The sequence below is a fragment of the [Micrococcus luteus] ATCC 49442 genome (genome assembly GCF_010367585.1).
Taxonomy (GTDB): Bacteria; Actinomycetota; Actinomycetes; order Actinomycetales; family Micrococcaceae; genus Arthrobacter; species Arthrobacter luteus_A.
On record NZ_JAAAXP010000001.1, the window covers coordinates 1,129,750 to 1,153,014 of the forward strand.

Here is a 23,265-nt window from a genome sequence, read left to right on the forward strand (position 1 = left end):
CGGCGCCGGTCCCCGCTCAGGGCCGGGGATCATGTCCGGCGCGCAGGTAAGTCAGAACTGCCAGCACCCGCCGGTGGTCCTCCGGCTCAGGGTGAAGTCCGAACTTGAGGAAAATGCTGCGGACATGCGCCTCGACGGTACGCTCGCCCATGGACAGTGCCGAGGCTATTCCGGTGTTGGTGCGGCCCTCGGACATCAACGCCAGTACATCCTTCTCCCGACTGGATAAATCCTGGCTGTAGCGGTCAGCGGTCCGCGGCCGGGAGACCATGCGAGTGACCAGGTCCGGGTCGATGGCGGTTCCTCCGGTGGCAACCCGCTGCAGTGCGTCCAGGAAGTCGTCCACGTCCGACACGCGTTCCTTCAACAGGTATCCAAGGCTGCGGGCCCCGTTGCTCAAAAGGGCCATAGCGTTGTCCGTTTCGATGTACTGGGAAAGTAGCAACACACCGGTTTCCGGATGGTCTCGGCGGATCTGTTCCGCCGCCCGGATGCCCTCGAGGGTGAACGACGGCGGCATGCGAATGTCGACCACCGCCACGTCAGGTCGGTGGTTTGCTACCAAGTCGAGCAAGCCCTGTGCTTCCGAGGCTTCCCCGACGACGTCGAGGCCTTCGGAGGCCAGCAGCACGGCCAGTCCCCGCCGCAGCAGGGCCGAATCATCAGCGATCACCACCCGCAGGGTCACGGCAAGGACCGCTCGGCATCATTGACGAAGGGAAGAACTGCGCTGATGGTGGTTCCCCGCCCAGGCGGGCTGGTAACGGTCAGGACGCCGCCCAAGGCTTCCGCGCGGTCGGTCAGGCCGAGCAGGCCACCGTCCGGTCCAAACTCGGCCCCGCCCCGCCCGTCATCGGTAATAGTCATGCAGAGTTCCTTCGTCGTGCTTGTCAGGGAAATGGCCATGGAAGTGGCCGCCGCGTGCTTGGCGGCGTTGGTGACCGCTTCGGCGCAGATGAAATAGGCGGCCAGCTCCACCGTGGGTGTTGGCCGAAGGGGAAGGTCGGCCTTGACTTGGATGGGTAAGGCCGCGCGTTCAGCGAGTGCGGTCACAGATGCGAGGAGGCCGCGCTCGCGCAGCGACGGCGGGTAGACGCCATGGGCTAACTCCCGGAGCTCGGCCACGGCCTCGTTCAAGTCCTGGCCCGCCTGCTCCACCAGGAAGCGCATGTCCTTCGGATCCTGCGCCCGCCGTGCCCTGGCCAATGCCATGGCGACTGCCACCAGGCGCTGCTGGGCGCCGTCGTGCAAGTCCCTCTCCAACTGCCTCCTGCGGTCGTCCCCAGCCGTGACAATGCGCTGCCGGGAGCGCCTAACCTCGATCAGCTGTTCACGCAGCTGCTGCTCCATATGCTGGTTTTCGAGGGTGAGGGCGGTTGCGCTGCTTAGGGCGGCGAGGAGTTCCGGTTGGTCCTTGAGCGTCTCGTCAAAGACCAGAGCACCGAAGGGCCGGCCGCTGCGTTCGAGGACAATCGCAGCCCTGCCTGACGTGTCACTGGGCAGGACCTGTGGCCGCCCGTCGTCGTCGATGAACTGCTCGGCTTCGGTGGACCAACGCCACAATGCCAGTGTGGGGTCGTGAACGGAACGGCGTAGGACGCGGATCAGCCTGTCGCTGACAGGTGCCGCGCCGATTTCGACCATGACCTCGCCGAGGGTGCCGCGGGCAAAGCGGTAGCGCCATAGTCCGAACAACACCGCAAAGGGCACTACCGCCGTCGCCGGATACTGCCACAACAGCGCTGCTGGCGAGAGGGTCCCCGATAGCTGCACGACCGCCAGAGAAACCCAGATGGTTGCAGCGGTCTTCAGGATGACGGCCAGCCACAGTGGCAGGAATGCGGCTCGATAGGCCGGTGTCCCGGAGCGCCACCGCGCTACCAGAACAGCCACCACTGCCAGGCCCACGCAGATTTGGAATACCCTCGCCGAGTTGCCGATCCGGTTGGTGATCTCCGGACTGTTCCACAACAGGAACAGATTCTGCGAACTTGAGACGTGCCCGGGAATCTGTTGCCGCGGGTCGAAGAAAGCCCACCCAGCGATCGCAATGAACAGCCAAGAGGCAAAGAAAAACATCACGAACCGTTTCTCCCACGCACTGCGCAGTGCTCCCCCCGGAAAACACAGGGCCAGCTGCAGCAACGGAGGCTGGTACATCAAAGTCAGCGTTACCCCGAGTGTGAAGGCCAGCGGATTGCTCGACAGGCGCAGCCCTGCCGCCAGCCACATCCATCCCGCCACCACGAGCAGCAGACCCGGATTCCGGTTGGGTCGTGTATACCAAGCAGCGACGCCCGCAGCCACGAAGGACAGGCCGACTGAGAGGAATAGAAGCAGCTCGGCAACCGAAAACGGCGTCCGATCGGGATTCTGGCTCCAGCGCAAAACACCCTGTGCGTTTAGAAACAGAGTGCGAGCGGGGTCGAACACGGCTGCCGGAGACCAGTCGATGCTGGCCAGCACAAGCGTTACAAGTGCAACCGTTGCGGCCAGTACACCCCACAACTGTCGCAAAGTCATACAGAATCCGTTCTCCGGGCCTAGGCATGCTCCACCATTGATCTACAAGTAAACGTTGTTGTGCGTTATCCATGCGTTACCACTCCTGAGACCGTGTCAGCACCCGCCCTGTTCCGAAAGTCTGGTCGGCATCGCATTAAACGACAACAGCATCGATGCCGCGCATCGCCCCCCCCGCCAATCCCGCCTAGAAGTTGCCTGCTCACACTCCGTCGCCCACTACCTGACCACCGTCACATCCATCCTCTTCGCCGTCTACACCAGCGAAACCTCCCAGCATGGCCAGGCCAAACTGCGCCCGTCAAGTTTGTGAGACAGCTCGATTGGTTTTCTTCTTACGCTGCTACCTGGTTGATCTTGTTTTGGTATTCGGCCAGGGCACGGGCCGGGGGCATGCCCCGGTTGTTGGCATGGGGTCTGCGCCGGTTGTACCAGGATTCGATGTATTCCATCACAGCGGTCCTGGCCGCCATGTGATTGGGAAAATCGTGGTGGTGGTACATCTCGGTCTTCAGGTGCGAGAAGAACGACTCAGCCACCGCGTTATCCCAGCATTATCCGGCTAATGGCCCGGGAGGCCGCGGATTGGCCGGTTAAGGATTTAGTTGTTTCGGGAGGACAGTTTCCGGAGTTGTTCTTCGTGGCGCCGCACGCTGGTGGCGAGGGTGTCGAGTGCGGCGCGGAGGGTGGCGATCTCGTCGGTGAGGGCGGTGAGGGTGCCGCTGGCGGCGGCGCGGTGACGGTTCTCTTCGATGATGGCCCGGATTATTGGGTCCCGGTAGAGAGTGGTGCGGCCCAGACCTGTGCGGGCGGAAACGGCGGTGAATGTCACTGCCTCTCCGTTCCGGAGGAGCTCGGCGCAGGCGCGCTCGACGTTGTTGAGGGTGCTCTTGTTCGTCATCCTGCGGTGGCCTCGTTGATCAGTTTGTCGAGTCGTGTGATGAGCTGTTTGTGTCGGTCGGCTTCGGCGATCCAGCCTCTTTGTTCGGCGTCGCGGGCGAGTGCGTCTGCATCAACGCGTTTGGGCGGCAAGGATCGGCAGTGAGGTGGGCTCGGCGTGGAAGCTGGGGCAGTGCGAACAAATATTTGCGTAGGCGCAGGGGCCCTGGGCGGGTGCCCGCAGGCAGAACCCTCCGGCCATGCGGGACTTCAGCAGCGGGGTGTCCTTCCAGTCTTTTCCGTCGGTGATGTCTCTGAGCGGCAGGCTGGTTCTGCCTGTCGCGGGTGTGAGTGCCTGTTGTTTGGCCAGATCAAGGGCCCGTTCGTATTCGGTGCGCAGGGTGGCGTCGAACAGCCGTCCGTAGCGCAGGCTCATCTCGGCGGACATGTGGCCGAGCAGCGCCATCAGGGCCTGCAGCGAGACGCCGGCGTTGACCAGGGCGGTGGCGTAGGTATGCCGTAGCTGATGCGGGGTGATGTGTTCGAGCCCGGCGAGACCTGCGGCGCGGTCGAGTTCGGCGCGGACTGCTTGTTGCCCGAGCCGCCGTCCATGGTGGGTGAACAGGAACTGGGCCGGGCGTCGGTAACGCGGGTGTGGCAGCGGCCGGCCGTGCGATCTGGTGTGGGTTATGTGGTCGATCAACTCCAGGATCTCTTCATCGAGGGGGACCATCCGCTCGGTGTCCAGTTTGCCGAGGGGGACCTTCAGCCAACTGCCGTGGCCTGGGACTTCGTGGACGCAGTCCAGTTCAAGGTCGAGCAGTTCCCCGATCCGCAGCCCGCAGGAACGTTGCAGCCGCAGGGCGGCAGCGGCCAGTTCATTTCCCGGGGCCTTGGTGAGGATCTGGGTGAGGCGCCGGTCGATGTCGACGGGCAGGTAACGGGGCAGTGTTTGCGGCAGCTTGGGAATGTCGTCACGGAACAGAAGCTTGCGTGGCGGTGCTTCGGGCCAGTCCCACTCGGTGATGTCGGTCAGGAACCCCATCAGCGCGAGCACCCGCCGCGATCGGTCAGCGACGGTGATTGTCTCACCGTTTTTGGTGTTAACGGCATCGACCATGCTGGTCAGGTAGGGCTCGATGTGTTTGCGTCGATCGAGGGCAGCGACGGAGTCCAGATCAGGGTCGATGCCGGCCAGGAACTCACCGAAGTGCTTGAGCCGGGTCGCGATCGTTGACACGGTCTTGGGTTGGCAGGTCGCGCGCTTTCGGTCCAGGTAGGCGATCATCGCTGCCCGGATCGCCGGGCGCACCTGGGCCAGCCGCTCGGCGAAGGGTACCGGGCCGCCGGCGCGGGGAAGTTCATCGAGCACTCCGAGGTGGAACAGCACCCGTTGGGCGTTGCTTGCCGCCGACAGGTAGTGGTGGTGTCCCTTGCCAGTCCGCTTCTGCCTGACATGGCAGGCTGCGGTGAACTCTGCCAGATCGGCCAGGGTGAGCTGTTCCAGGCGCCGACCGGTTTGAAGGAGGAGCCTAACGGGCACCTGGGAGCCGGTGGCGAACCGAACCCGTTCGGTGAATCCTAGGTCGACGGCCGCGGTCATGAACCGGTCAAGATCGGCTGCCAACGGCGAGTCCTGGACCTCGCGCCAGATGCTGGAAAGCTTACGTTCAAGCAGGTAGTCATAGCCCGGTCGCAGGCCTTGGTGCAGCATCAGGAAGGTGATGATCGGCCGGGTAGCCGACCCGGCAGACAAGCGAACCTGCAGCGGCTCGGCCGCCCATTGCTGCGGTTCCGGCCACCGCTTGAAGAACGTCCTGGCCGCTGAAGAGTACGCGCTGTTTCCCCGACCGGTCCGACTCAGGTAGTCCAGATACGCGGTGTGCGGGTCACTGCTGGGAACGGATGCGATCGCGAGCGGCATCGAACTCTGCTTTCACGTGGGCCGGAGCCAGATGGATGTAGCGGGCCGTGCTGTCGACGTGGGCATGGCCGAGCAAGGCCTGCATCACCGCCAGATCGACGCCGGCCTCGGCCAGCGCGGTCCCGAAAGTGTGCCGCAAGGCGTACGGGTGACCGCCAACGATCCCGGTCACGCCACGGTGATAACGGAAGACCGTGCGCAGCCCGGCCGCGGTCAACGGCTGGCCCCGGTTCGGCCCCTTGGCCACGAGAAACAGGCGTGCACTGACCGATTCGGGCCGCTCGGCCAGCAGATACACCTGGATGACGAAAGCAACGTCCGCGTCAAGCGGCACCCGCCTCTCCCGTTGTCCTTTACCGAGCACGTGCAGCCACCGGCCGCCGATGTCGACGTCCGCGACGTCCAGGGCCAGCACCTCGGCCGAGCGCAACCCGCAATAGAGCATCAAGCCCGCAATGGCCCGGTCCCTCCAAGTGTGAAAACTTGCCAGCAGCTCGGCCGCGTCAGGCTGGGACAACGCCTTGGGCAGCCGTCGTGGTTCGCGCAGCCGAAGCGAGGAACGGTTCTTTGGCCGACGGACCGTATGCGCCAGCATCCCGCTCCGCTCACCGGATGCGACCCAGCGCGCTTCCCGACCTTTGGGGACCGGGTTCTTCATCTCCGGGTCCCGCATCGCGGCGAAGGCGAACAAGCCTGAGATCGCGGCCAGCCTGCGGTTGATCGTCGTAGCGGCGTACTGATCCAACCGGCGCCCCGACAGCCTGATCACATTCGGTCCCGCTCTGCCCGGGACCTGGGCATCGCGGCAGGCACGCAGGAACCGAAGCAGCACCTCCGTGCTCACCTCGGCCAGCGGATGCCCGACGGTCAGAAGCCACCGACAGAACGCCAGCAGGTCATAGCCGTAGGAACGCACCGTCTTGGGCGAGTAGTTCCTGTCCGTCAGATATGCAAGGTACTCATCCACGAGCTTGAACTGCGGCGCGTCCTGACCGGCCAACGCCCAGCCGCCGTCAAGCTCCTCAAGCGAAAGACCGTAATCGCTGTTCATGAAGAACAGGTGTACCAGTAGTGACCCGGATCACAAGAAAAGTCCCGTGGCATGGCGTGTCACCGACCCGCAGAAATAACCGCATCAGAAATAACCGCATCAGCCGGTTAAGAGGGACACACCGACCTCTCCCATGGACTGGGTGACCCTGTTCGCCGCGCACCAGCCCTGGAACCCGGCAGAGGTGTACTGCGAACCGCGGTCGCTGTGAAAGACCGCCCCGCCGGGATGAAGCCGGCCATGGTCACGTGCCATGCTGAGCGCGTCGATGATCAACGAGGTGCGCATATGGGAGGCCATCGACCAGCCCACAACCATCCGGGTCGCCAGATCGATCACGGTGGCCAGGTACAGCCATCCGGAGCCCGTTTGCAGGTAAGTGATGTCCCCGACCATCCTTGTTCCCGGCACGGTGGCGGTGAATTCACGGTTGCCCTCACCGTCCTGCAGGTGGTTCCGGACATGCCCGGTCCTGGCGGCCGGGTCAACGACCGTGGTCTTCTTCCACGCGCGCATCCGCACTGCCCGCAGGCCCTGCTTTTTCATGATGGCACCCACCGTGCCCGGGGCCACCGGAACGCCCTCATGGCCAAGGATCGTGGTGATCTGGTCCCTCCCGGCCATGCCCTTCTCGCGTCCAAACACGCGCTCCACCTCCACGGTCAGCTTGTGGTGGCGGACCTGTGTCGGGGTCGGTTCCTTCGGCATCGTCCAGCGGTAGTACGAGGACCTGGGGACCTTCAGCTGCTGGCACATCCAGTCGATCTTGTAATCGGCCTTCTCCTGCCGGATAAACGCGTAGTAGTCGTCTATCGTTGCTTCGCGGCGAAGAAGGCGCTGACTTTTCCCAGGAACTCGATTTCCCGTTTCAGCTCCGCGTTCTCGGCCTGCAGCGCCTTGTACTTCGCCCCCTCCACCGGGCCCGGCTCATCGGCGGCGACGTCGGGATGCTCTTCCTTCCAGACCCGCACCCAATTCCCCAACGTCCCTTCATTGACCCCTATTTCGGCCGCGACCTGGACCACAGGACGACCCGAGGAAATCACCAACTCAACGGCCTCAGCCTTGAACTCAGGGCTGGACTTACGACGACTCGACATGAAACAGATTCTCCTAAACCCTGTCTCAAATCACCATACGGGCGCACAGCCAGCCGTGCTCGGGCCCCGGGCGGGGCCTTCAGAGTTAGTAGGCTCTACGTTCCACAGGCCGTTTTCTCGCTTGATCACGAAATTCGAAGCGACACTCAGATCCTACGATCTACAACACGCATCCAGGAGCCAAAAATGCCCGAACATCCACCGACTCCTAACCTGTACGGTTTTACGGCTACAGAACTAATGTAGCCGTCCGCCGTTACTGTCGCATTACGGCTCTATCGGTTGATAGAGGCTACGAACGTCAGAGGACTTGCCTTGCAGAGGCCCCCAGACGTGCCAACATTCTCACGTAACCCCGCCGTTGACGATCAAGCCTCCGGGGGAGGTCGCAGGGGAGAGCTTCGATCGGTCTAGAAACGTTTTTACGTCCCTTACGTTTTACGTCCCTCACTAGGCACGATCCTGCACGGCGATAACGCATTAGTAACGCGGGCGCCCATAGTCTTTCAACGTCCGGAATCAGACGGGCATCAAGACGAATGGAGACCGATCAATGCCTGAAAATGATGAGTCATACCTGCGTGCCAGCGCGGAAGCAAACGACGTGTTCGGCAGTCTGCTGAAGGTTGTCCAGGAAAGAATCGACCAAGGGAACACTCGGTTGTCCGTCCTCGATGTGGCTCGCGAGGCTCGGCTGGAAATAGACGAAAAAACTCTTGCTGAACTACATTTACCCGAGTTTATTCCGGTTCATCCGTTCCTCACACCAAGTATTTACTTCCCATGGCGCCCATTATGGTGCTGGTGGTGGCGGTTCAATTATCCCTGGTATCGCTGCTGCCCGTACTGGTGGTATCGATGCCACTGGCAGGTTGGCTGATCAGCGGGATGCCTCATCGGTCCGGGCAAATCCACGATTGGCTTACCGGCCGGTTTGCTTACATGCGGATTTGTCGGTGGGCAGCAAGGTCAGACTGACCGTGCATACTTCGCCGTGCAACCACGTTCGGGGGCGCGAAGAAGCATTAACCGTAACGTGCAGCCCCGGAAGATTTTGGAGTAGGCGGGGACGAGACCCTGGGAGCAAAGACCGTACACCAATCCGATACCACTATAGGTGGCCCCTTCCAGACCTATATACCCAACCGGACGTCAGAAAAGGTGACGCAAACAGCAGAAAGAACCTCACTTGAGAGTGAACCTCTGTTTGGCAGCGTCACTATAGATTTACAATTCCCGGATCTCGCATTAGAAATCGAGGAGGTAGCCATGGCAATGCCGACATGGTTAGTAAAATTCTTTTACACCCCCGGAGGACCATTCCATATAGTCGATGCGGGTCAAGGGTATTTCATTTACAACCGGTGGATGGGCGGGCGGCGTGTCTGCACGGGAATGTACAACTACAACGCGGGGGTCTCACGCCACATGGGTTGCAAAGAATTCTGAAATTAGGATCAAAGGTAATGGTTGTGGCTCTGCTGTTGATTGATACCAGACCGTTGGGAGGAAATCATGGATAAAGACGAGTTTTCTGCGCAGCAGCTCTTTGAAGCATTTTCCAGTCCGGCCAGTATCCCCCCTCAGCCGAAGGGAGGGGAACCAGTAGATGACGCTACGTTTGCAGCAGTCAGCGGGACTCTTCGCAATGCACTTCATTTCGTAAACAGCGGGGACCTTGTGAAGGTGGCCGCCCTCTGTACCGCGCGTTACCTCAGGTCGTGGGTCGAGGAGGACAGCGGAAGCCAGTTCCCAAAGTCACCCACTCGCCAAGAAATTTCCACCGCCAAGCTTCCGACCTCTCTACCGGCCGACCGCCAGGCACGCATACTGTCGATAGATAACATGTGTCTGCACGACGACCGACGAGTGAGCGCCTCCGTCATACTTGACGGTTCCTCTTCTGATGCAAGAGATATCGTACGGGGTCAGTTTGTCTTCATCGAGGATCAAGGACGTTATAAGATTGATGATTTCTTCGACGAAGACGACGTAGGTAGGTGAATTAGGGTCCCTCACCCGAGACTGAGGTGCGCTGTTTGGCTCAAGCGTCGTTCATGCAATACCTCGCCGTTCTCCGCCCAGTAACGACGGAGAGGTGAACTGGTACAGGACCCGAGGCTGTCCAGGCGAACATCCCAGGCGAGACTCGGCTATGACTGGGGAGGAAGGCACAAGGACCATGCTTGAAGACGAAGTCATTGTGGCAAGCTGGCCTGCAGCGAGGACAGTAGGCCCGTTTTCCTGGGAAGGAAGTCTCCTTTTAGGCACTGGACACCTTGTCTTTGCGCCTATAGAGCTGCGACGGCCGTCCACAGGGGCGCTTTCGATCGCTGTCGCCGCAGCGTCCGGATCGGTCGAAGAAATCGCGGAATCGGTGATTCATGCTGCATTCGATCGTTCCGCTGATGAACTGGTTGATAGGACAAAACTGAACCGGCCAGTCGTGATCCCGTTGTTCGAGATCGAGGCTGTAACCGCTCTACAGAGAGCGAAGCCCTTCTTTCCAGGCCGAATGCACATCACACTTCGGAAGGGCCGTTTCGCAGAATTCCTGATTGCTCACCGACTCGCATTCGCCAAATTCCTTCCACCCCGAAAGAACAATGAAGCGCTCGAAGACTGTGTAGCACAGATTAATCGTGCGCTATGGACCAAAGCATGATCCTTGGAAGACGCGAATTCCTTCGACAGTGTCACAGCCATAGTCTGCAAAGCAGAGGACCCCCGTTCCTGGGGAACGCAGGCCCTCTGCTTTGCAAACATCCTGCTGCTTACCCTTCAAGGATCCCATATCGGCTGAGCCAAGTCTGCTGCAGCGGGTCACGGACCGGAACGCCGCACCAGGAAACTTGAAGGATCGGGCGGGTGGTTCGCAGGGCTCATCAGGGATCGGGCGTCCGCTGGCGCGGCCGGCTGTTGGGCCTGGTCCCGACGTCGCAGAGCTCCGCGGTGCCCATGTCTGCATCTGGATGAGGATGAGAACCTCCTTAGAGCAGATCCTGGTACTTGGCTGAGGTTCTTCGATCGATGAAGTTACGAAGGACTCACCTCCTGGTAGACGGCCGGGTTCACCACAGGCACCTGACGCCACTGACAAGTGGCTCCGCGGGGCAGTCGTAGCCGTGGCTAAGTACTGAGAGTTCTCTAAATTGGTGCGCAGCGGAATGCAGGTTGGCGTTTTGTCCAGATGTCGGCAGGAACCTCCGGGCTTTAAGCTGAGGGAAACGTGGGCTGGCGTCGTCCTAATCGACCCCGACAATTTCACCGACGCACAGGCAATCGCCGCAAGTGCAGGCCATGCCCGCTCCTTGAGCGCTCCTGACCGTCCTGCTGCTCTCGGTGGGCCTCGGATTCCTTATGGCCTGGCTGATAGTGACCTTCATCGACGACACCTATCGGATGACCGGGCCAGCGTGCGACTACTTCATGGCCCTGGGCCTCAGCCTGCTCCTGGCTCTCGGAGCGGTCACCGCGACAGTCAGTCTCATCCGGGGCACCACCCCAATGACGGCTACACGCTTCTAGTGAAACCGCAATTCCCAAGACGCCGGCAAGGGGATACGAGCAACAAGGTCTTCACGGAAACGAAGGATTTCAAGAACAGGTTGATTTGAGAATCGCGGTGTTCCCAGCGAGCTGATGCAAACGGGCATCTTTCTGCGTGTGGATGTTGGCGTTAGGTGGCGGCTTTTTTGTGTTCGCTTGGTGTCGTTAGTTGCCGATGACGAGGATGCTTGCTGCTGCTTCTACGACGTCATCGGTGATGGTTTCGAGTTGGATGATTTTTAGGACGCGTGTGATCTGTGGGAATAGCCGTTCGAGGAGCCGGAAGTTGCCACGGGTGATGCGTTCTACTGCGGCGATTGCCTGGGCGTCGGTGCAGTCATCCGGGTCGAGGGTCCGGCCGAGGCGTTTCCAGTGTCGGTCCGGAACGAAGAGGAGCTCGTCTCTGCCGAGGGCGCGGTATCGGTGGGAGAAGCCGAGGCGGCTGTATAGCTGGGGGGGGTAGTGCCGGAATCGTTGGTCTATGCCGGGCATGCCGATGAGGATCATCGGCATGTGGGTTCGGTCGTGGTTGTCACGGAGGATGTCATTTTCCGAAGTCGTCTGCACGGAACGTCAGGAGTCCTCTGCACTACAGGAACAGCTCATCTGGGGCGGGGCGGGTCGAGCAAGGATCCAGCGGGCCCGCCTGATTGGTGGTGCGGTTTGGCTAATTCGTTGGTGAGGCGTGCATGCCACAATGAGGCCCATGACTCGAATCCTCATGATCGGCATCCACGCGCGAGCCCTCGACTATAGCAAGCTGCCTCCTGGCCTCGACGAGGCCACGATGACCGAACGGATCGAAGCGGGGTTCGGGGCCACTACGGCCGCCGGCTTCGCTGATCGGCACCTCCCCGGACGAGGCCGAAGCAGAGATTCGCTCGGCGTTCGGTCGTGAGCGTTTCGGCCTGGTGATGATCGGGGGCGGCATCAGGATGATCCCGGAGTACACCGAGCTCTTCGAACGGATCATCAACGTGTGCAATGCGGAATCGCCCGGAATCACCTTCTGCTTCAACACATCGCCCGACGACTCTGGAGGCGTTGGAGCGTCACGCCAAGCCGTGAACGTCTGCGACGCGATCCGTGCGTCGACTAGCCTCGGCGTTTCGTGTCGGCGGTCATGAGATGCGCCTCTGCTCACGTGCGGCTGCGATGTATTGGGAATAGGTGCTCGCCTTACGGGCACTGTTGCGACACGGAGCGACCAAAAAACGCCGCCACAGAGCGACCAACTCCACAACCGATTCCGGCGCGCCGAAAAGACTAGTCAGAAATGGTCGTTTTGAGCAGCCAGTGAACGATGCAGGCGGGGAGCCTGACTCAGCAATCAGCCGTAACGCCGCCCCATCTTATGATCCGGAACTAGGGACTGCCCCCGGTTTTGTTGACTCCTTGACCTAGCGAGCTTGTGCTCGTGGAAGGATGTTGACCATGCCCACGGCTTATGGGGCGGAGTTCCGCCAGGATGTTATTGATGTGGCCCGCAAGGGCGAGGCGCCGCTGGCGCAGATCGCGAGGGATTTCGGGCTTTCGGTCACGACGTTGAAGCGCTGGATTGCCATCGCTGAACGGAAGGAATCCGGGGCTGGCCCGGCGGCTGCGGAGTCGGCCGAGATGCGGGAGTTGAAGAAGCGAAACCGCCTGTTGGAGCAGGAAAACGAGATTCTGCGCCGGGCTGCTGCCTATCTTGCCAGGGACATCAACCCAAAATGACTTACCCGCTGGTCACGGATCTTGCCGCCGACGGTGTTCCCGTGGCGGTGACCTGCAGGGTGTTGGGATTCAGCAAGCAAGGCTATTACCGCTGGAGGGCCAGTCCGGTGACGGAACGGGACTGGGTCGATGCGCACCTGGTCAACGCCGCGCTGGACATCCATGCCGAGGATCCTGCTTTTGGGTACCGTTTCATCGCGGACGAGCTCCCGGAGACGGGCATCACGGCGGGTGAGAACAGGGTCCAGCGCCTGTGCAGGGACCACGGCATCTGGTCGGTGTTCTCGAAGAAGCGTGGCCTGAACCGCAGACCCGGGCCGCCGGTCCACGACGACCTGGTCGAGCGGGATTTCACCGCCGCAGCGCCGAACGAGCTGTGGCGGACGGACATCACCGAACACCCCACCGCAGAGGGCAAGCTTTACCTCTGCGCGGTGAAGGACGTCTACTCCGGAAGAATTGTCGGCTACTCGATGGACTCGCGGATGAAGTCTTCGCTGGCCGTCGCCGCACTGGAGAACGCCGTGCGGGCACGCCGCCCGGCAGGGACAGTGGTGCACTCGGATCGAGGGTCCCAGTTCCGGTCACGCCGGTTCGTCGAATCACTCCGGCACCACGGGCTCACCGGATCAATGGGCAGGGTCGGGGCGTGCGCGGACAACGCCGCGATGGAATCTTTCTTCTCGCTGCTGCAGAAGAACGTCCTGAACCGTCAGCGGTGGCTCACCAGGCAGGATCTCCGGCTGGCCATCACAACCTGGATCGAAGGACCTACCATCGCCGGCGACGGCAAAGACGGCCTGGCAAACTCACGCCCATCGAATATGAAACAATCAACCGGACCGCGCTCACAGCGGCCTAAGACCCCGAGTCAACAAAAGCCGGGGCAGTCCACTCCGCCTCGCTCCAGGTGGGCTGGAACTCCGCCCGCACTCAATGGTGAAACCTAGGACAGGAGGCTTTGTCGGTTCTACGGTGTGCCGGTTGAAGGCGTAGTCGTCTCTGGCGCCGGACGTGGTGTAGAGCCCGTATGCAGGCTCGGCGGGTACGTCTCACCCGAACGTCCTTGACAGCCGAACTCATGAGGCTGCCCAGCTGCACTCCCTTCAAACCGCATCATTTCGGTCACTGCAGAGCCTCTTGCCCAAGGGGCGACTACGCCGACCTATATCGTCCGCCTTTCGGGTGCGCATGATGACAGCGTGAATATGGATAACAGTGTGCTTGTTATTTTTTCTACGCTGCTGGTCGCCATAGTTGGCTTCTATTTTGGTCAAGGAGCGACTACGGCAGGAGTACGAGCAGCCACCGGACCTGGCGGCCGTGGTCGAATTCAGCGTCGTTGAGACGCCGAACATGCGTTCCTTGCTAGGCCGGAACCGCCGGGTGTCAGGGGCCGTGCCTTGCCGTGGGTATCGGCCGACCCGACTGATCGCTGGCCAGCATGCCTGGGCCGCGTTGAGGATGCCGCATGAAGGCTATCGACTGTGCTCCTCGTCTCGGATCAGAGTGGCCTCGGGGGTATCGTCTTTAAGCCGGAGCTTGCCGAGGCCGATCTGGACAAGCTCGTGCAACTCCTCGGTGACTACGACCTCGTAACCTTGGTTGCTCCCCGCAAATGCCCATTCCCGTTTCGGTGGGGACCGTTCTCGGAGTCCGCTTCTAGCTCAATACCGAAGCCATGATGGTCCCGGAATTCGCCTGCAACGACAACGTTCGCCACCGTGGGATTTGCCAGTGGTGGCAAATCCACCTTCCGTCCCAGAGAACCATCGCCGGAGTGAAGGTGCTGCATGCGAACGTGCCCAGTCCGACCGGCTTTACGGCTGGGCAAGCCGGCAGAACCGGGACCAGTAACGCAGCAGTAACGGCTGGAGGGTTAGGTTCAAACACGGCGGCCGAGGAGTCTTACAGCGCCGCTCCACTAACAGCACCAGAGGCTAGTTGATCAGGGGCGCTTCGCTCCGCCGTGGGGGCGGAAAATGGGGTGCGTCACCGGCCCTTGCTGGATCTGGTGCCGTCTGGGCAGGAACAAGCACACTTAAGAGTGTGTTTCGGTCGACCCCGGTCCCTCTATGGTGCCGGTGAGCCTGCAGGCTAGTTTGGTGGTGGAGGGCACAGTTTTGTCCGCGGGACCGTGGACTGTTGCCGTTCGAGCACGGATGTCAGAGTTGTCGTTTTATCCGCCCTCCCCGGAATACACCGCTTTTGCCGGGACGGATCGAAGAACGGTGATTTGCCATGGAAGTCATTCACCCGCGGTGCGCGGGCATCGATATTTCAAAAAAGGACGCAAAGGTCTGTGTCCGCATCCAGGGACGAGGTTCCGGGGCCACCTCCGCAACAGTCACGACCTGGGGCGCGATGACAGGGCAGATCCTCGCGCTGAAGGAACACCTGCTGGCAGAGAAGGTCACCATTGTGGTGATGGAGGCCACCGGTGATTACTGGCGGCCCTTCTACTACGTACTCGAAGAAGAACTGAACGTCATCCTCGTCAATGCCCACGAGGCCAGGAACGTGCCCGGGCGGAAGACGGACGTCTCAGATGCGGCTTGGCTGGCTGATCTGGGCGCCCACGGATTGGTGCGGGCCTCCTTTGTCCCACCGGCACCGATCCGTGAACTCCGGGATCTGACCCGGGCACGGACGATCATCACCCGGGAGCGCACCCGCGATATCCAGCGCCTGGAGAAGCTGCTCGAGGACGCCTGCATCAAACTCTCCTCCGTGGCCTCGGAGATCACCGGAGTCTCAGGCCGGGCCATGCTCGAAGCCCTGATCGCCGGCGAAGACGATCCGGCAGTACTGGCCGATCTGGCCAAACGACGGATGCGCTCAAAGATCCCGGAGCTGACCGAAGCATTGACGGGCCGTTTCCGTGAACACCACCGGTTCATGACCAGGTTGTTCCTGGACCGGATCGACGCACACACCGGCGACATCGAACGCCTCGACCAACGGATCGAGGAAGTCATTGAACCTTTTCTGCCCGCCCGGGAGCTGTTGATGGGCATCCCGGGCTTCAGCCGCATCATCGCTGACATCTTCATCGCTGAAACCGGCGCTGACATGTCGGTTTTCCCCACACCGCGGCAACTGGCCTCGTGGGCCGGCACCTCGCCCGGATCAAATGAATCAGCCGGACGGATCAAGTCCGCCAAAACCCGCCCGGGCAACCGCTACCTCAAAGGCGCACTCGGCATTGCCGCTCTCTCCATAGCAAGGACGAACAACACCTACTTCTCCGCCAAATACAGACGAATCGCCGCCCGACGCGGACCGATGAGAGCCCTTGTCGCCGTCAACACTCCATGCTCACCGCAGAGTGGCACATCCTCACCACCGGTGAGCTCTACCGGGATCCAGGACCGGACTACTTCACCCAGCACTCCCCAGCCAAGGCCAAGGCCCGCGCGATCAGCCAACTCGAATCCCTCGGCTACACGGTCAGTATCCAGCCACTGGCAGAAGCAGGTTAGAACCCCCGCTCAACCGTCCACACCCGCCGTGGTCATCAAATTTTCATGTCAGGAGGCCAGGATGGCAAACGCTCGACCAAAGAATGACGGCACCCTGATCGTTGATGTTCATGAACTTCAACTCCCGCAAGCAGCGCTCGATCGCATCGCGGCATCAGTGCAGAAAGCTGTGATGCTTGAACTCGCCACTGTCGATGAAGCCCCGGACTTCCAGGTCCAAATGTCACGGCCGGACGGCAAGTTCATTGACATCCTGAAAGACATCGGGCGGACCCGCGGCCTCATACTCCAAAAGATTGCGAGAGGCGACGGTCGGTGACACTCGAGCCCTCCAAGCGTGTGCCCACTTGCCCTAGCGGTCGTTGCACATCGGGCGCTCTTCTGATCGGCCTAGTCGGGCGTGATGGCACCGTCCGTTACCTTGGCGGCCCCACTCCTATTGATGAAGACTTCGTCAAGGCGGCGAGCAAGGGGCGCAACCCGCAAACCAGATTCCGCTTCGCTGAGCCCTGCGCACAGACGCAGTGCCAAAACTGGTCCGGGAACGACTGCAACCTCGTCAGTGAACTACTCAAGGACCCTCCCCCAACCACGACTTCGGGCAGCACAGCCGAACTGCCAAAGTGTGGGATTCGTGCATCCTGTGTGTGGTTTGCCCAACGGGGACGAAGCGCATGCAGCGTGTGTCCCGCCGTCGTGCACACCATCACCTGACGCTCTCACGGCTGGGGCCTATTTCGGGGAGTATCAGGCTCCATGCCTTTCTCGGGCTTGGAAGGCATAGGCCTCTAGCGCATGAAAGAAACCTACTCGTCGGAGCTGCTGACAAAGGAGGAACAATTGTGGACAAAAAAGAACGCACCACTATAGAGGTCTCGGACACAGTATTCCGCGAGGTGTACGACTCCCCGGCATCGTTGCCAGGGAGGGAACGTTGGACCACCAGCGATGAAGATGTCCGCAGGTTAGAGGACTTGATCGGCCTCAAGAGCGGCACGATTGGAGCGCCCCTCTGGGTCAGCGGTGACGAACGGCAGTGTCCGAAGTGCAGCCGGGAAGTGAACTGGCTGGACATCGTGGCGTCGTCCACCGGCTCGATCCACTCGCCGCGAATGATTGCGGCGGTTATCCTGGGCCAGCGCAAGTGTGTGAACGTCGAGGCGCCCAGAGCCATTGAGCGCGTAACTTGTTTTAGCTGCGGTGCCAGCATCAAGGGGCTGCGGAGCTTCAAATGCCACAACTGGGCGTATGCCATCGGCGACCTGCGGGAAGTGATCGCCGATCTCCCGGAAGATTCAGGCTGAGCTAGCGGTATGCGGTGGGCGCTTTCCTGTTCTTCGTGGCTAGCGGACCTTAAAGTCAGAACTTTGATGCCGTACGCGGAAGGGTGGAAGACCCCTGAGAGTCTCCCGGACACGAGGAGACCATGGAGGCCTTATCCCGACCGACTCATCCCATAAAGACCCGAGCATCTCCCCAAGCGGCGCGGTCCCGCGTCCGCCCGGCAGGCTGAGAAGCCAGCGCGTACCTGCGCCAAGTCGCAGCCACGCAGTCACAATCAAGGAGTCAGAACATGCCTCAACCTGAACAGCCAGTACCGGATGTGAACACGTTGGCGAACCCCGCGCCGGCAAGAGAGGACCAAGGCGTTGACGTGCCGAACTTGGGGTCCCAGGCCCTGGGTACGTTTCTTGCCACGGCAGGCACTTTGACGCTGCAGGATCGCAAGCTGATCGTCGACCAGGCATTGATCCTGATCGAATCGAACTACGTGCATTTGCCGATGAAAGAGGCAATGTACGCAGCGAACCCGGTGCGGCGCCTGCGGCTGCTGCGAACGAGGCTGGATCGGCAGACAGCCTCGGCGATGGAACCGGAGTGGCTCTTCCACTGGCAGATCTCGAGCGTCTTCCACTCGGTGCGGGATCTCCACACCAACTACCTGCTTCCGGCGCCGTTCGCAGGCCAGATCGCCTTCCTGCCATTCGGGATCGAGAAAGCGCACGACACCGGCACCGACCACTACATCGTTACGCGGATCCTCAGCGGGTTCCAGTCCGAAGGTTTCGACCTGGGTGCGGAGATCACCCATTGGAACGGCATACCGATTGCACGCGCCGTAGCAGTGAACGGTGCCCGCTTCGCGGGTAGCAACACCGCGGCGAACCTGGCGCGCGGACTCGATTCGCTCACCTTGCGACCACTGATCATCCAGCTTCCTCCGGACGAGGAATGGGTGACTGTAAGCTTCGTGGGCAACGACGGAGGAAAGCGCGAACTGCGCGCCCACTGGCAGGTCGCGCCCAATCTGCCGCCGGCCGCCGATCACGATGCGGTGACCGTGGCGGCGACGTCGCTGGGACTGGATCTGGATTCGGACGAGAAGTCGCGCGCGGTGAAACTGCTGTACCGTCCCGACGTCGTGGACCTCGAAGAGGGGCTGACCTCGGCAGAGCTGGCTGATCCAGTGGTGGTAGAAGGCGCAGACGTGGGGACCACCATGCCGGGAGTGTTCCGGGCACGGACGGTGAACACCACTAGCAGAGCATTCGGGTACGTGCGGATCTTCACCTTCAACGTCCAGGATCCGCTGGCTTTTCGCGACGAGTTTGTGCGCTTGACCGGAAAGCTGCCCCCGAACGGCCTGATCGTCGATGTTCGGGGCAACGGCGGCGGACACATCTTTGCTGCGGAGTTTCTCCTGCAGACCATGACCCCGAAAACGATCTCCCCCGAACCGGCGCAGTTCATCAGCACTCCGCTCAATCTGCGGATTCTCCGCCGGCATAAGGACAATCCGACCGGTGAGATCGATCTGGGGCCATGGTTCGAATCGCTGGAGCAGGCAACCGAGACGGGAGCAACCCATTCGGCCGTCCACCCGATCACTCCCGCCGCTGGCGCGAACGAGATCGGCCAGACCTATCAGGGACCGGTGGTATTGATCACCGATGCCCGTTGCTACTCGGCGACAGACATTTCGCCGCCGGCTTCGCCGATCACCGGATCGGACGAATTCTCGGCGTCGATGACAACACCGGTGCAGGCGGGGCCAACGTCTGGACTCAGGGGCTGCTGGCCAACCTGCTGCGGCTTCCGGCGCCGGCTGACGCCGAATCGCCCTACCGTACGCTTCCCAACGGTGCCAATCTTCGGACTGCCATTCGGCGCACGCTACGGGTCGGTGCAGCGGCCGGAACCCCCGTCGAAGATTTTGGTGTTAGACCGGACGCGACCCATCGGATGACACGCAATGACGTGCTCGGCGGGAACGTCGACCTGCTGGCCGCGGCAGGACAGATGCTAGCGTCAATGACGGTACGCCGAATGGAAATGGTCGTCGGAGACCCAGCCACCGGTACGGCCACGATCGACCTAACGGTAGCCGGTGTCGACCGCATCGACCTCTATGTGGCCACCCCCCCCCCCCCCCGGATCTCCCAGGACGTGACTGACGGCGATGTCCACCTGACTCTCTCGGGCGTGTCACCCGGGCAAAGACTGAGCGCATACGGCTTTAACGCCGGGGAACTCGTCACCGCCCGCCGGGCAACAATCTGACCTTTTTCGACACTTCTGCGCTCGGTGACGACGCAGTAAGGTCGGCAAACTGTCGTGGAAGCGCTTGCTTTTGAGAGGGGAACATGAATTGAGGAGTTTCACGCTTACAGGTCAAGGTATTGAAGCGCGGTACAGCGTTGAATCCGGTGTGCTCTCGGTGCAAGGTGATGGCCTGCCGGGCAGGCACCGGGAATTCTTCGGGAAGGATCTGGTGATATCAACATCGGAGTTGGGGACCTTGATGACGGGAGTACTCCTCGCGAGTACAAGGGACCGTAGTGCAATCAGGTTGTCCGTGCTGGTTCCTTCGGGGCTTCGGAAGCTCGATGAAGGACCGATAACCGGGGCCGCCATCATAGTTACTGATCGGACCGAGGCTATGGACTCAGGGCCAGATCCCCTGCAGGATTTCGATGTCCGTCAGTTGTCCGGGAAGATGCAGGCTTGAAGAAGAGCGTCTATGTGCCGGATGCAGAGATCAGAACCTTCGGGCGGGTGACGGCTGAGTCTTTGGTCCCGGACATATTGTGGGGCGTTCATCGACGCTGGAGTTGACACTGCGATCTGACAAGCCGGCGCGCGGCCAAGAGTCTCGTAACCTAAGTGATCTCCTGGTCCCGACCTGCCTGATCGGGATGTTGGCTATCTTGGCAGGATACCAAAAACTAGGGGAAGGCCGCAGTATTGGTCTACTCCGACACGTTCGGCGCATCGAACGGTGTCATCGAAAACCCCGCAGCGCCGGGGCTGTCGAAGCTTCGCCAACTGCAGATTCAGATGCCTTCTCGCCGTCGGCTGGCACCGGCCGTCCCGAGAGACCTGGTCCTGAACCGTTCCGCCTCACCCGGAATCAGTTGCAGGCCTGGGCGGAGGATAGGTACGAAAATCACCACGGGGTCCTCCCGGGGCTGTCAATCAATCGAAGTCGAAGGCCGCGATGACGGGGGCGTGGTCAGATTCGGGGTATTTGCGGTCGACCGCGAAGGCGGCGGACTCGTCGTGCAGGATCTCGTTGTGGATCTCCGATCCCCGGTATCCGGCAAGGAGGTTCCGCGTGATGAGCATGTGGTCGAGCATTTGGCCGCGGCCTTGGTGGTAGAGGGTGTATCTGGCCGGTTCCGGGATGGTGTGTTCGATCGGGACGAGGATGCGTCCGATCAGGTCGGCGTTTCCGGTATCCTCAACGTCCCCTCGGATGGTCTTGACGGGTACCTCCTCCGGGGCGGCATTGAAGTCACCCGCCACGACGATGCGGGCATCAGGATCAGCGTCGAGGATCCGGTCGACGAGCCGGCGCACCTCTAGCGACTGCGACATGCGCTTCATGGACGACAGGAACGATCCCTCGGCCCAGCCATCCGCGGTCTGCCAGGTGAAGGAGTCGATCTTCTGGCCCGGGATGTCGGTCGGGATCTTGGACTTCAGGTGCACGTTGATAGCATGCAGCCGACTCCCGTTGCCCAGATCGAGCTGCACGTAAAGAATGGGACGCTCCAGTCCGATCTCCACAGCGGCGGCATCCGGAGGGACGGCGGTCAGCCGGCGGTAGGAGAGTTTAGCTACCAGGTCATTGCTGAATTGTTGGACATCCAGGACGGGCAGATGGGTGACGATCACCAGGTTCCGCTCGTTGTACACGGCATCGTCCTGCGGCCGTGTGCTCACTACGTTAGCTCCCTGCAGATTGGTGCCGGCCAGCAGCTGCTCAAGTGCCAGCAGAGCCCTGGGCTGGTTGGGTCGCTCCTGCCCGTGCACTTCTTGGAAGAACGCAAGATTCGATCGCAGTCGGATGATCTGCGGCCGCATCAGGGCAATCCTTTCCGCCAATGATGGCATCGCCCCTGGGCCCGTCTCATCGAAATTTTCCAAATTGAATGTTGAGATCCGGAATTCCGTCATCTCTGCCCCTCTGCTTTCCTGGGTTCCCGCATTGGATGTTATTCAGGGTGGTGCCTGCCGTCATGCTCGCAGCGGCGGACCTGGACTGCGGCTATGAAACCGGCATGGGAATCCCCGGTTGCTTCTCGACCCGCAGCCCAGAACCCATTGCCGGAGAACTGGCGATTATCGTCCAGGTATGCTGGCAGCAACTCCCTTCGGCCTCCTCACGGGACGATGGGACGCCACCCGGTGATCTACGGCGCATGACACGCGGATCGCTGTCCGACGTCGTAGGCAGGTCCCGACCCGCCCAATCGGGGAAGGTGCCCGCCGCGGCTTGGCTGGTTGACCTTTGAGGCCGGTGTTCTTTTCTAACCTGTCGTATCCACTCCCCTCTGAGCTGCTTTCTGCTCAGAGCCAATCCCTTCGCGCCCCTCACCCGGCTTTACCTCAAGCGTGCCCGCGCCAGGGGGGCGTGGTTCCACCTTTGTCCCCCCCGGGAGCCCTTCCATAAGATCCTGCGCCCGCTTGTCTAGCAAGCGCGAAAGTGCCTGTTGTGCAAAGCCGAAGATTAGGGCATAGGCAAGAATTTGGCCTTGGGAGTCCAGACGGGAAAGACCAGGTATGAAGTTGCCTTGGATTGCCACGAGGCCCAGGATGGCAGCGAGCACTCCGAGCGGAACCTTGAGAAAGGCAAGTGCGACCGGCACGTCGTACGGTGTTGAGGTCCCTTTCAGGTTCCGTATGGAGAGGGTGGCGGCTGTGGCACCGCCTAATGCCCCCAAGAGTGCCACGACCATAATGTCGTTTCCCGTTGGCGCTGCCTGGGGCCCTGAACTTGTTGGGCAGTGCATTACCTGAGCCGCGGTTGATGCGTTCGGTAAGGGATCTCCAAGAAAGCAGAAGGGAATGAATGTTGGGTTTCTGTTGACATATATCACGGCGAGGACCAGAAGCAGAACAAGGAACCAAGCTGATATAAGGACAATGTTCCGGAAGCTTCGGAGCTGGGCGTGCTCAAGATCAAGTTGCTCGTAGCTGTCCCCGACCACCCGGCGCATACGGGGCCGCAGATTTTCAACGCTTTCCTGTTGAAGCTCGTCGACGGTGATGCGTCTGGGGTCGTCCCGATGAAGGGTGGCGTTAGCACGGGCAACTACCATCGGAATCTCTGCGCGGAGCTCGGCTGGGCTATATAAATCGATCATTTGGGTTCGAGCTGCGTGAAGGTTCCGGTATGCCGCCTCAACCAGCGTTCCTCGCCACCAGTTGGCGACTGCGAGCGGCACAGGATCCTCTTTGTTAGCTGCAAGCCGGGCTCTCTGGGAAAAACCGCAGATAGCGTCGGCGATTGAATCCTGGTAGGGAGTCAGCCCTGGCTCACGCTCACGTATCGCTCTCACTCGGCTTTCAATGCGGGTAGTGTCCACATCGACATGCTGGACCCAAATCCGCCGGCGCTTCCCTGACCTAACTTTTTTATCCGGTTCCACACGGTTTTCGCCTGCCCGAGTCCCATTAATCTGGTCGATCATCGCTACTTCCTATTGACGTCCACGGAGTGGCCCAGAAGCTGCCGGGCTTCGCTTGCAACCACAG

The 23,265-nt window shown here is 61.1% G+C and carries 17 protein-coding genes and 4 pseudogenes; 10 read left to right on the plus strand and 11 right to left on the minus strand.

The window, feature by feature from the left end; genetic code table 11:
- Positions 1-16: 16 nt before the first annotated feature.
- The 8 genes and pseudogenes from GUV69_RS05255 to GUV69_RS05290 form a co-directional block, all read right to left on the minus strand.
- Positions 17-673, minus strand: coding sequence for a response regulator (locus GUV69_RS05255; RefSeq protein WP_348272247.1), 657 nt, complete (start codon positions 671-673; stop codon positions 17-19).
- An 11-nt stretch (positions 674-684) separates the two neighbouring features.
- Positions 685-2,523: a sensor histidine kinase gene (locus tag GUV69_RS05260; protein ID WP_164200376.1), complete on the minus strand. Its 1,839-nt coding sequence runs from the start codon at positions 2,521-2,523 to the stop codon at positions 685-687.
- A gap of 335 nt (positions 2,524-2,858) precedes the next feature.
- A pseudogene (locus GUV69_RS05265) lies at positions 2,859-3,077 on the minus strand (IS3 family transposase); the annotation flags it as partial.
- A 47-nt stretch (positions 3,078-3,124) separates the two neighbouring features.
- Positions 3,125-3,424 (minus strand): DUF6262 family protein, encoded by a 300-nt coding sequence (locus GUV69_RS05270; protein WP_164200380.1) that lies wholly within the window; start codon positions 3,422-3,424, stop codon positions 3,125-3,127.
- 111 nt (positions 3,425-3,535) lie between these two features.
- Entirely contained in the window at positions 3,536-5,326 is a 1,791-nt protein-coding gene (locus GUV69_RS05275) for a tyrosine-type recombinase/integrase (RefSeq protein WP_244292627.1), read from the minus strand.
- Complete coding sequence (locus tag GUV69_RS05280; RefSeq protein WP_164200382.1) at positions 5,292-6,377, minus strand: tyrosine-type recombinase/integrase; 1,086 nt, start codon at positions 6,375-6,377, stop codon at positions 5,292-5,294. Before GUV69_RS05280 ends, GUV69_RS05275 begins: the two co-directional genes overlap by 35 nt.
- Positions 6,378-6,476: 99 nt before the next feature.
- Positions 6,477-7,190 (minus strand): IS3 family transposase, encoded by a 714-nt coding sequence (locus GUV69_RS05285; protein WP_164206246.1) that lies wholly within the window; start codon positions 7,188-7,190, stop codon positions 6,477-6,479.
- A complete protein-coding gene (locus GUV69_RS05290) occupies positions 7,187-7,477 on the minus strand; it encodes a transposase (protein ID WP_164200384.1) in 291 nt (96 codons plus the stop codon). Before GUV69_RS05290 ends, GUV69_RS05285 begins: the two co-directional genes overlap by 4 nt.
- 553 nt (positions 7,478-8,030) lie before the next feature.
- On the opposite strand from GUV69_RS05290, the gene GUV69_RS05295 reads away from it, so the two are divergent.
- The 4 genes from GUV69_RS05295 to GUV69_RS05310 all read left to right on the plus strand — a co-directional run bounded on the left by GUV69_RS05295 (position 8,031) and on the right by GUV69_RS05310 (position 11,005).
- Positions 8,031-8,357, plus strand: coding sequence for a hypothetical protein (locus GUV69_RS05295; RefSeq protein ID WP_164200386.1), 327 nt, complete (start codon positions 8,031-8,033; stop codon positions 8,355-8,357).
- A 635-nt stretch (positions 8,358-8,992) separates the two neighbouring features.
- The gene (locus tag GUV69_RS05300) at positions 8,993-9,481 is read left to right on the plus strand and encodes a hypothetical protein (protein WP_164200388.1); all 489 of its coding nucleotides are present in this window, start codon (positions 8,993-8,995) and stop codon (positions 9,479-9,481) included.
- 178 nt (positions 9,482-9,659) lie between these two features.
- A complete protein-coding gene (locus GUV69_RS05305; protein WP_164200390.1) occupies positions 9,660-10,142 on the plus strand; it encodes a hypothetical protein in 483 nt (160 codons plus the stop codon).
- 695 nt (positions 10,143-10,837) lie between these two features.
- Entirely contained in the window at positions 10,838-11,005 is a 168-nt protein-coding gene (locus GUV69_RS05310; protein WP_208786584.1) for a hypothetical protein, read from the plus strand.
- 186 nt (positions 11,006-11,191) lie between these two features.
- Here the strand turns inward: GUV69_RS05310 and GUV69_RS05315 are convergent.
- Positions 11,192-11,572: pseudogene (locus GUV69_RS05315) on the minus strand (TniB family NTP-binding protein); the annotation flags it as partial.
- A gap of 160 nt (positions 11,573-11,732) precedes the next feature.
- Here GUV69_RS05315 and GUV69_RS22940 point away from each other — a divergent pair.
- The 6 genes and pseudogenes from GUV69_RS22940 (at position 11,733) to GUV69_RS05345 (ending at position 19,471) form a co-directional block, all read left to right on the plus strand.
- Positions 11,733-11,924: a hypothetical protein gene (locus tag GUV69_RS22940; protein ID WP_208786585.1), complete on the plus strand. Its 192-nt coding sequence runs from the start codon at positions 11,733-11,735 to the stop codon at positions 11,922-11,924.
- Between the two features lie 536 nt (positions 11,925-12,460).
- Positions 12,461-13,604, plus strand: a pseudogene (locus tag GUV69_RS05325) (IS3 family transposase).
- Positions 13,605-14,983: 1,379 nt separating this feature from the next.
- Positions 14,984-16,224: pseudogene (locus GUV69_RS05330) on the plus strand (IS110 family RNA-guided transposase).
- A gap of 61 nt (positions 16,225-16,285) precedes the next feature.
- Positions 16,286-16,543 (plus strand): hypothetical protein, encoded by a 258-nt coding sequence (locus GUV69_RS05335; RefSeq protein WP_164200392.1) that lies wholly within the window; start codon positions 16,286-16,288, stop codon positions 16,541-16,543.
- A 523-nt stretch (positions 16,544-17,066) separates the two neighbouring features.
- Positions 17,067-17,528, plus strand: coding sequence for a hypothetical protein (locus tag GUV69_RS05340; RefSeq protein WP_164200394.1), 462 nt, complete (start codon positions 17,067-17,069; stop codon positions 17,526-17,528).
- 269 nt (positions 17,529-17,797) lie between these two features.
- Complete coding sequence (locus tag GUV69_RS05345; RefSeq protein WP_208786586.1) at positions 17,798-19,471, plus strand: S41 family peptidase; 1,674 nt, start codon at positions 17,798-17,800, stop codon at positions 19,469-19,471.
- A 1,229-nt stretch (positions 19,472-20,700) separates the two neighbouring features.
- Here GUV69_RS05345 and GUV69_RS05350 read toward each other — a convergent pair.
- Together GUV69_RS05350 and GUV69_RS05355 are read right to left on the minus strand one after the other, a co-directional pair.
- Positions 20,701-21,591 (minus strand): endonuclease/exonuclease/phosphatase family protein, encoded by an 891-nt coding sequence (locus GUV69_RS05350; RefSeq protein WP_431197100.1) that lies wholly within the window; start codon positions 21,589-21,591, stop codon positions 20,701-20,703.
- A 446-nt stretch (positions 21,592-22,037) separates the two neighbouring features.
- Entirely contained in the window at positions 22,038-23,201 is a 1,164-nt protein-coding gene (locus tag GUV69_RS05355; protein WP_164200398.1) for a hypothetical protein, read from the minus strand.
- Between the last annotated feature and the right edge of the window lie 64 nt (positions 23,202-23,265).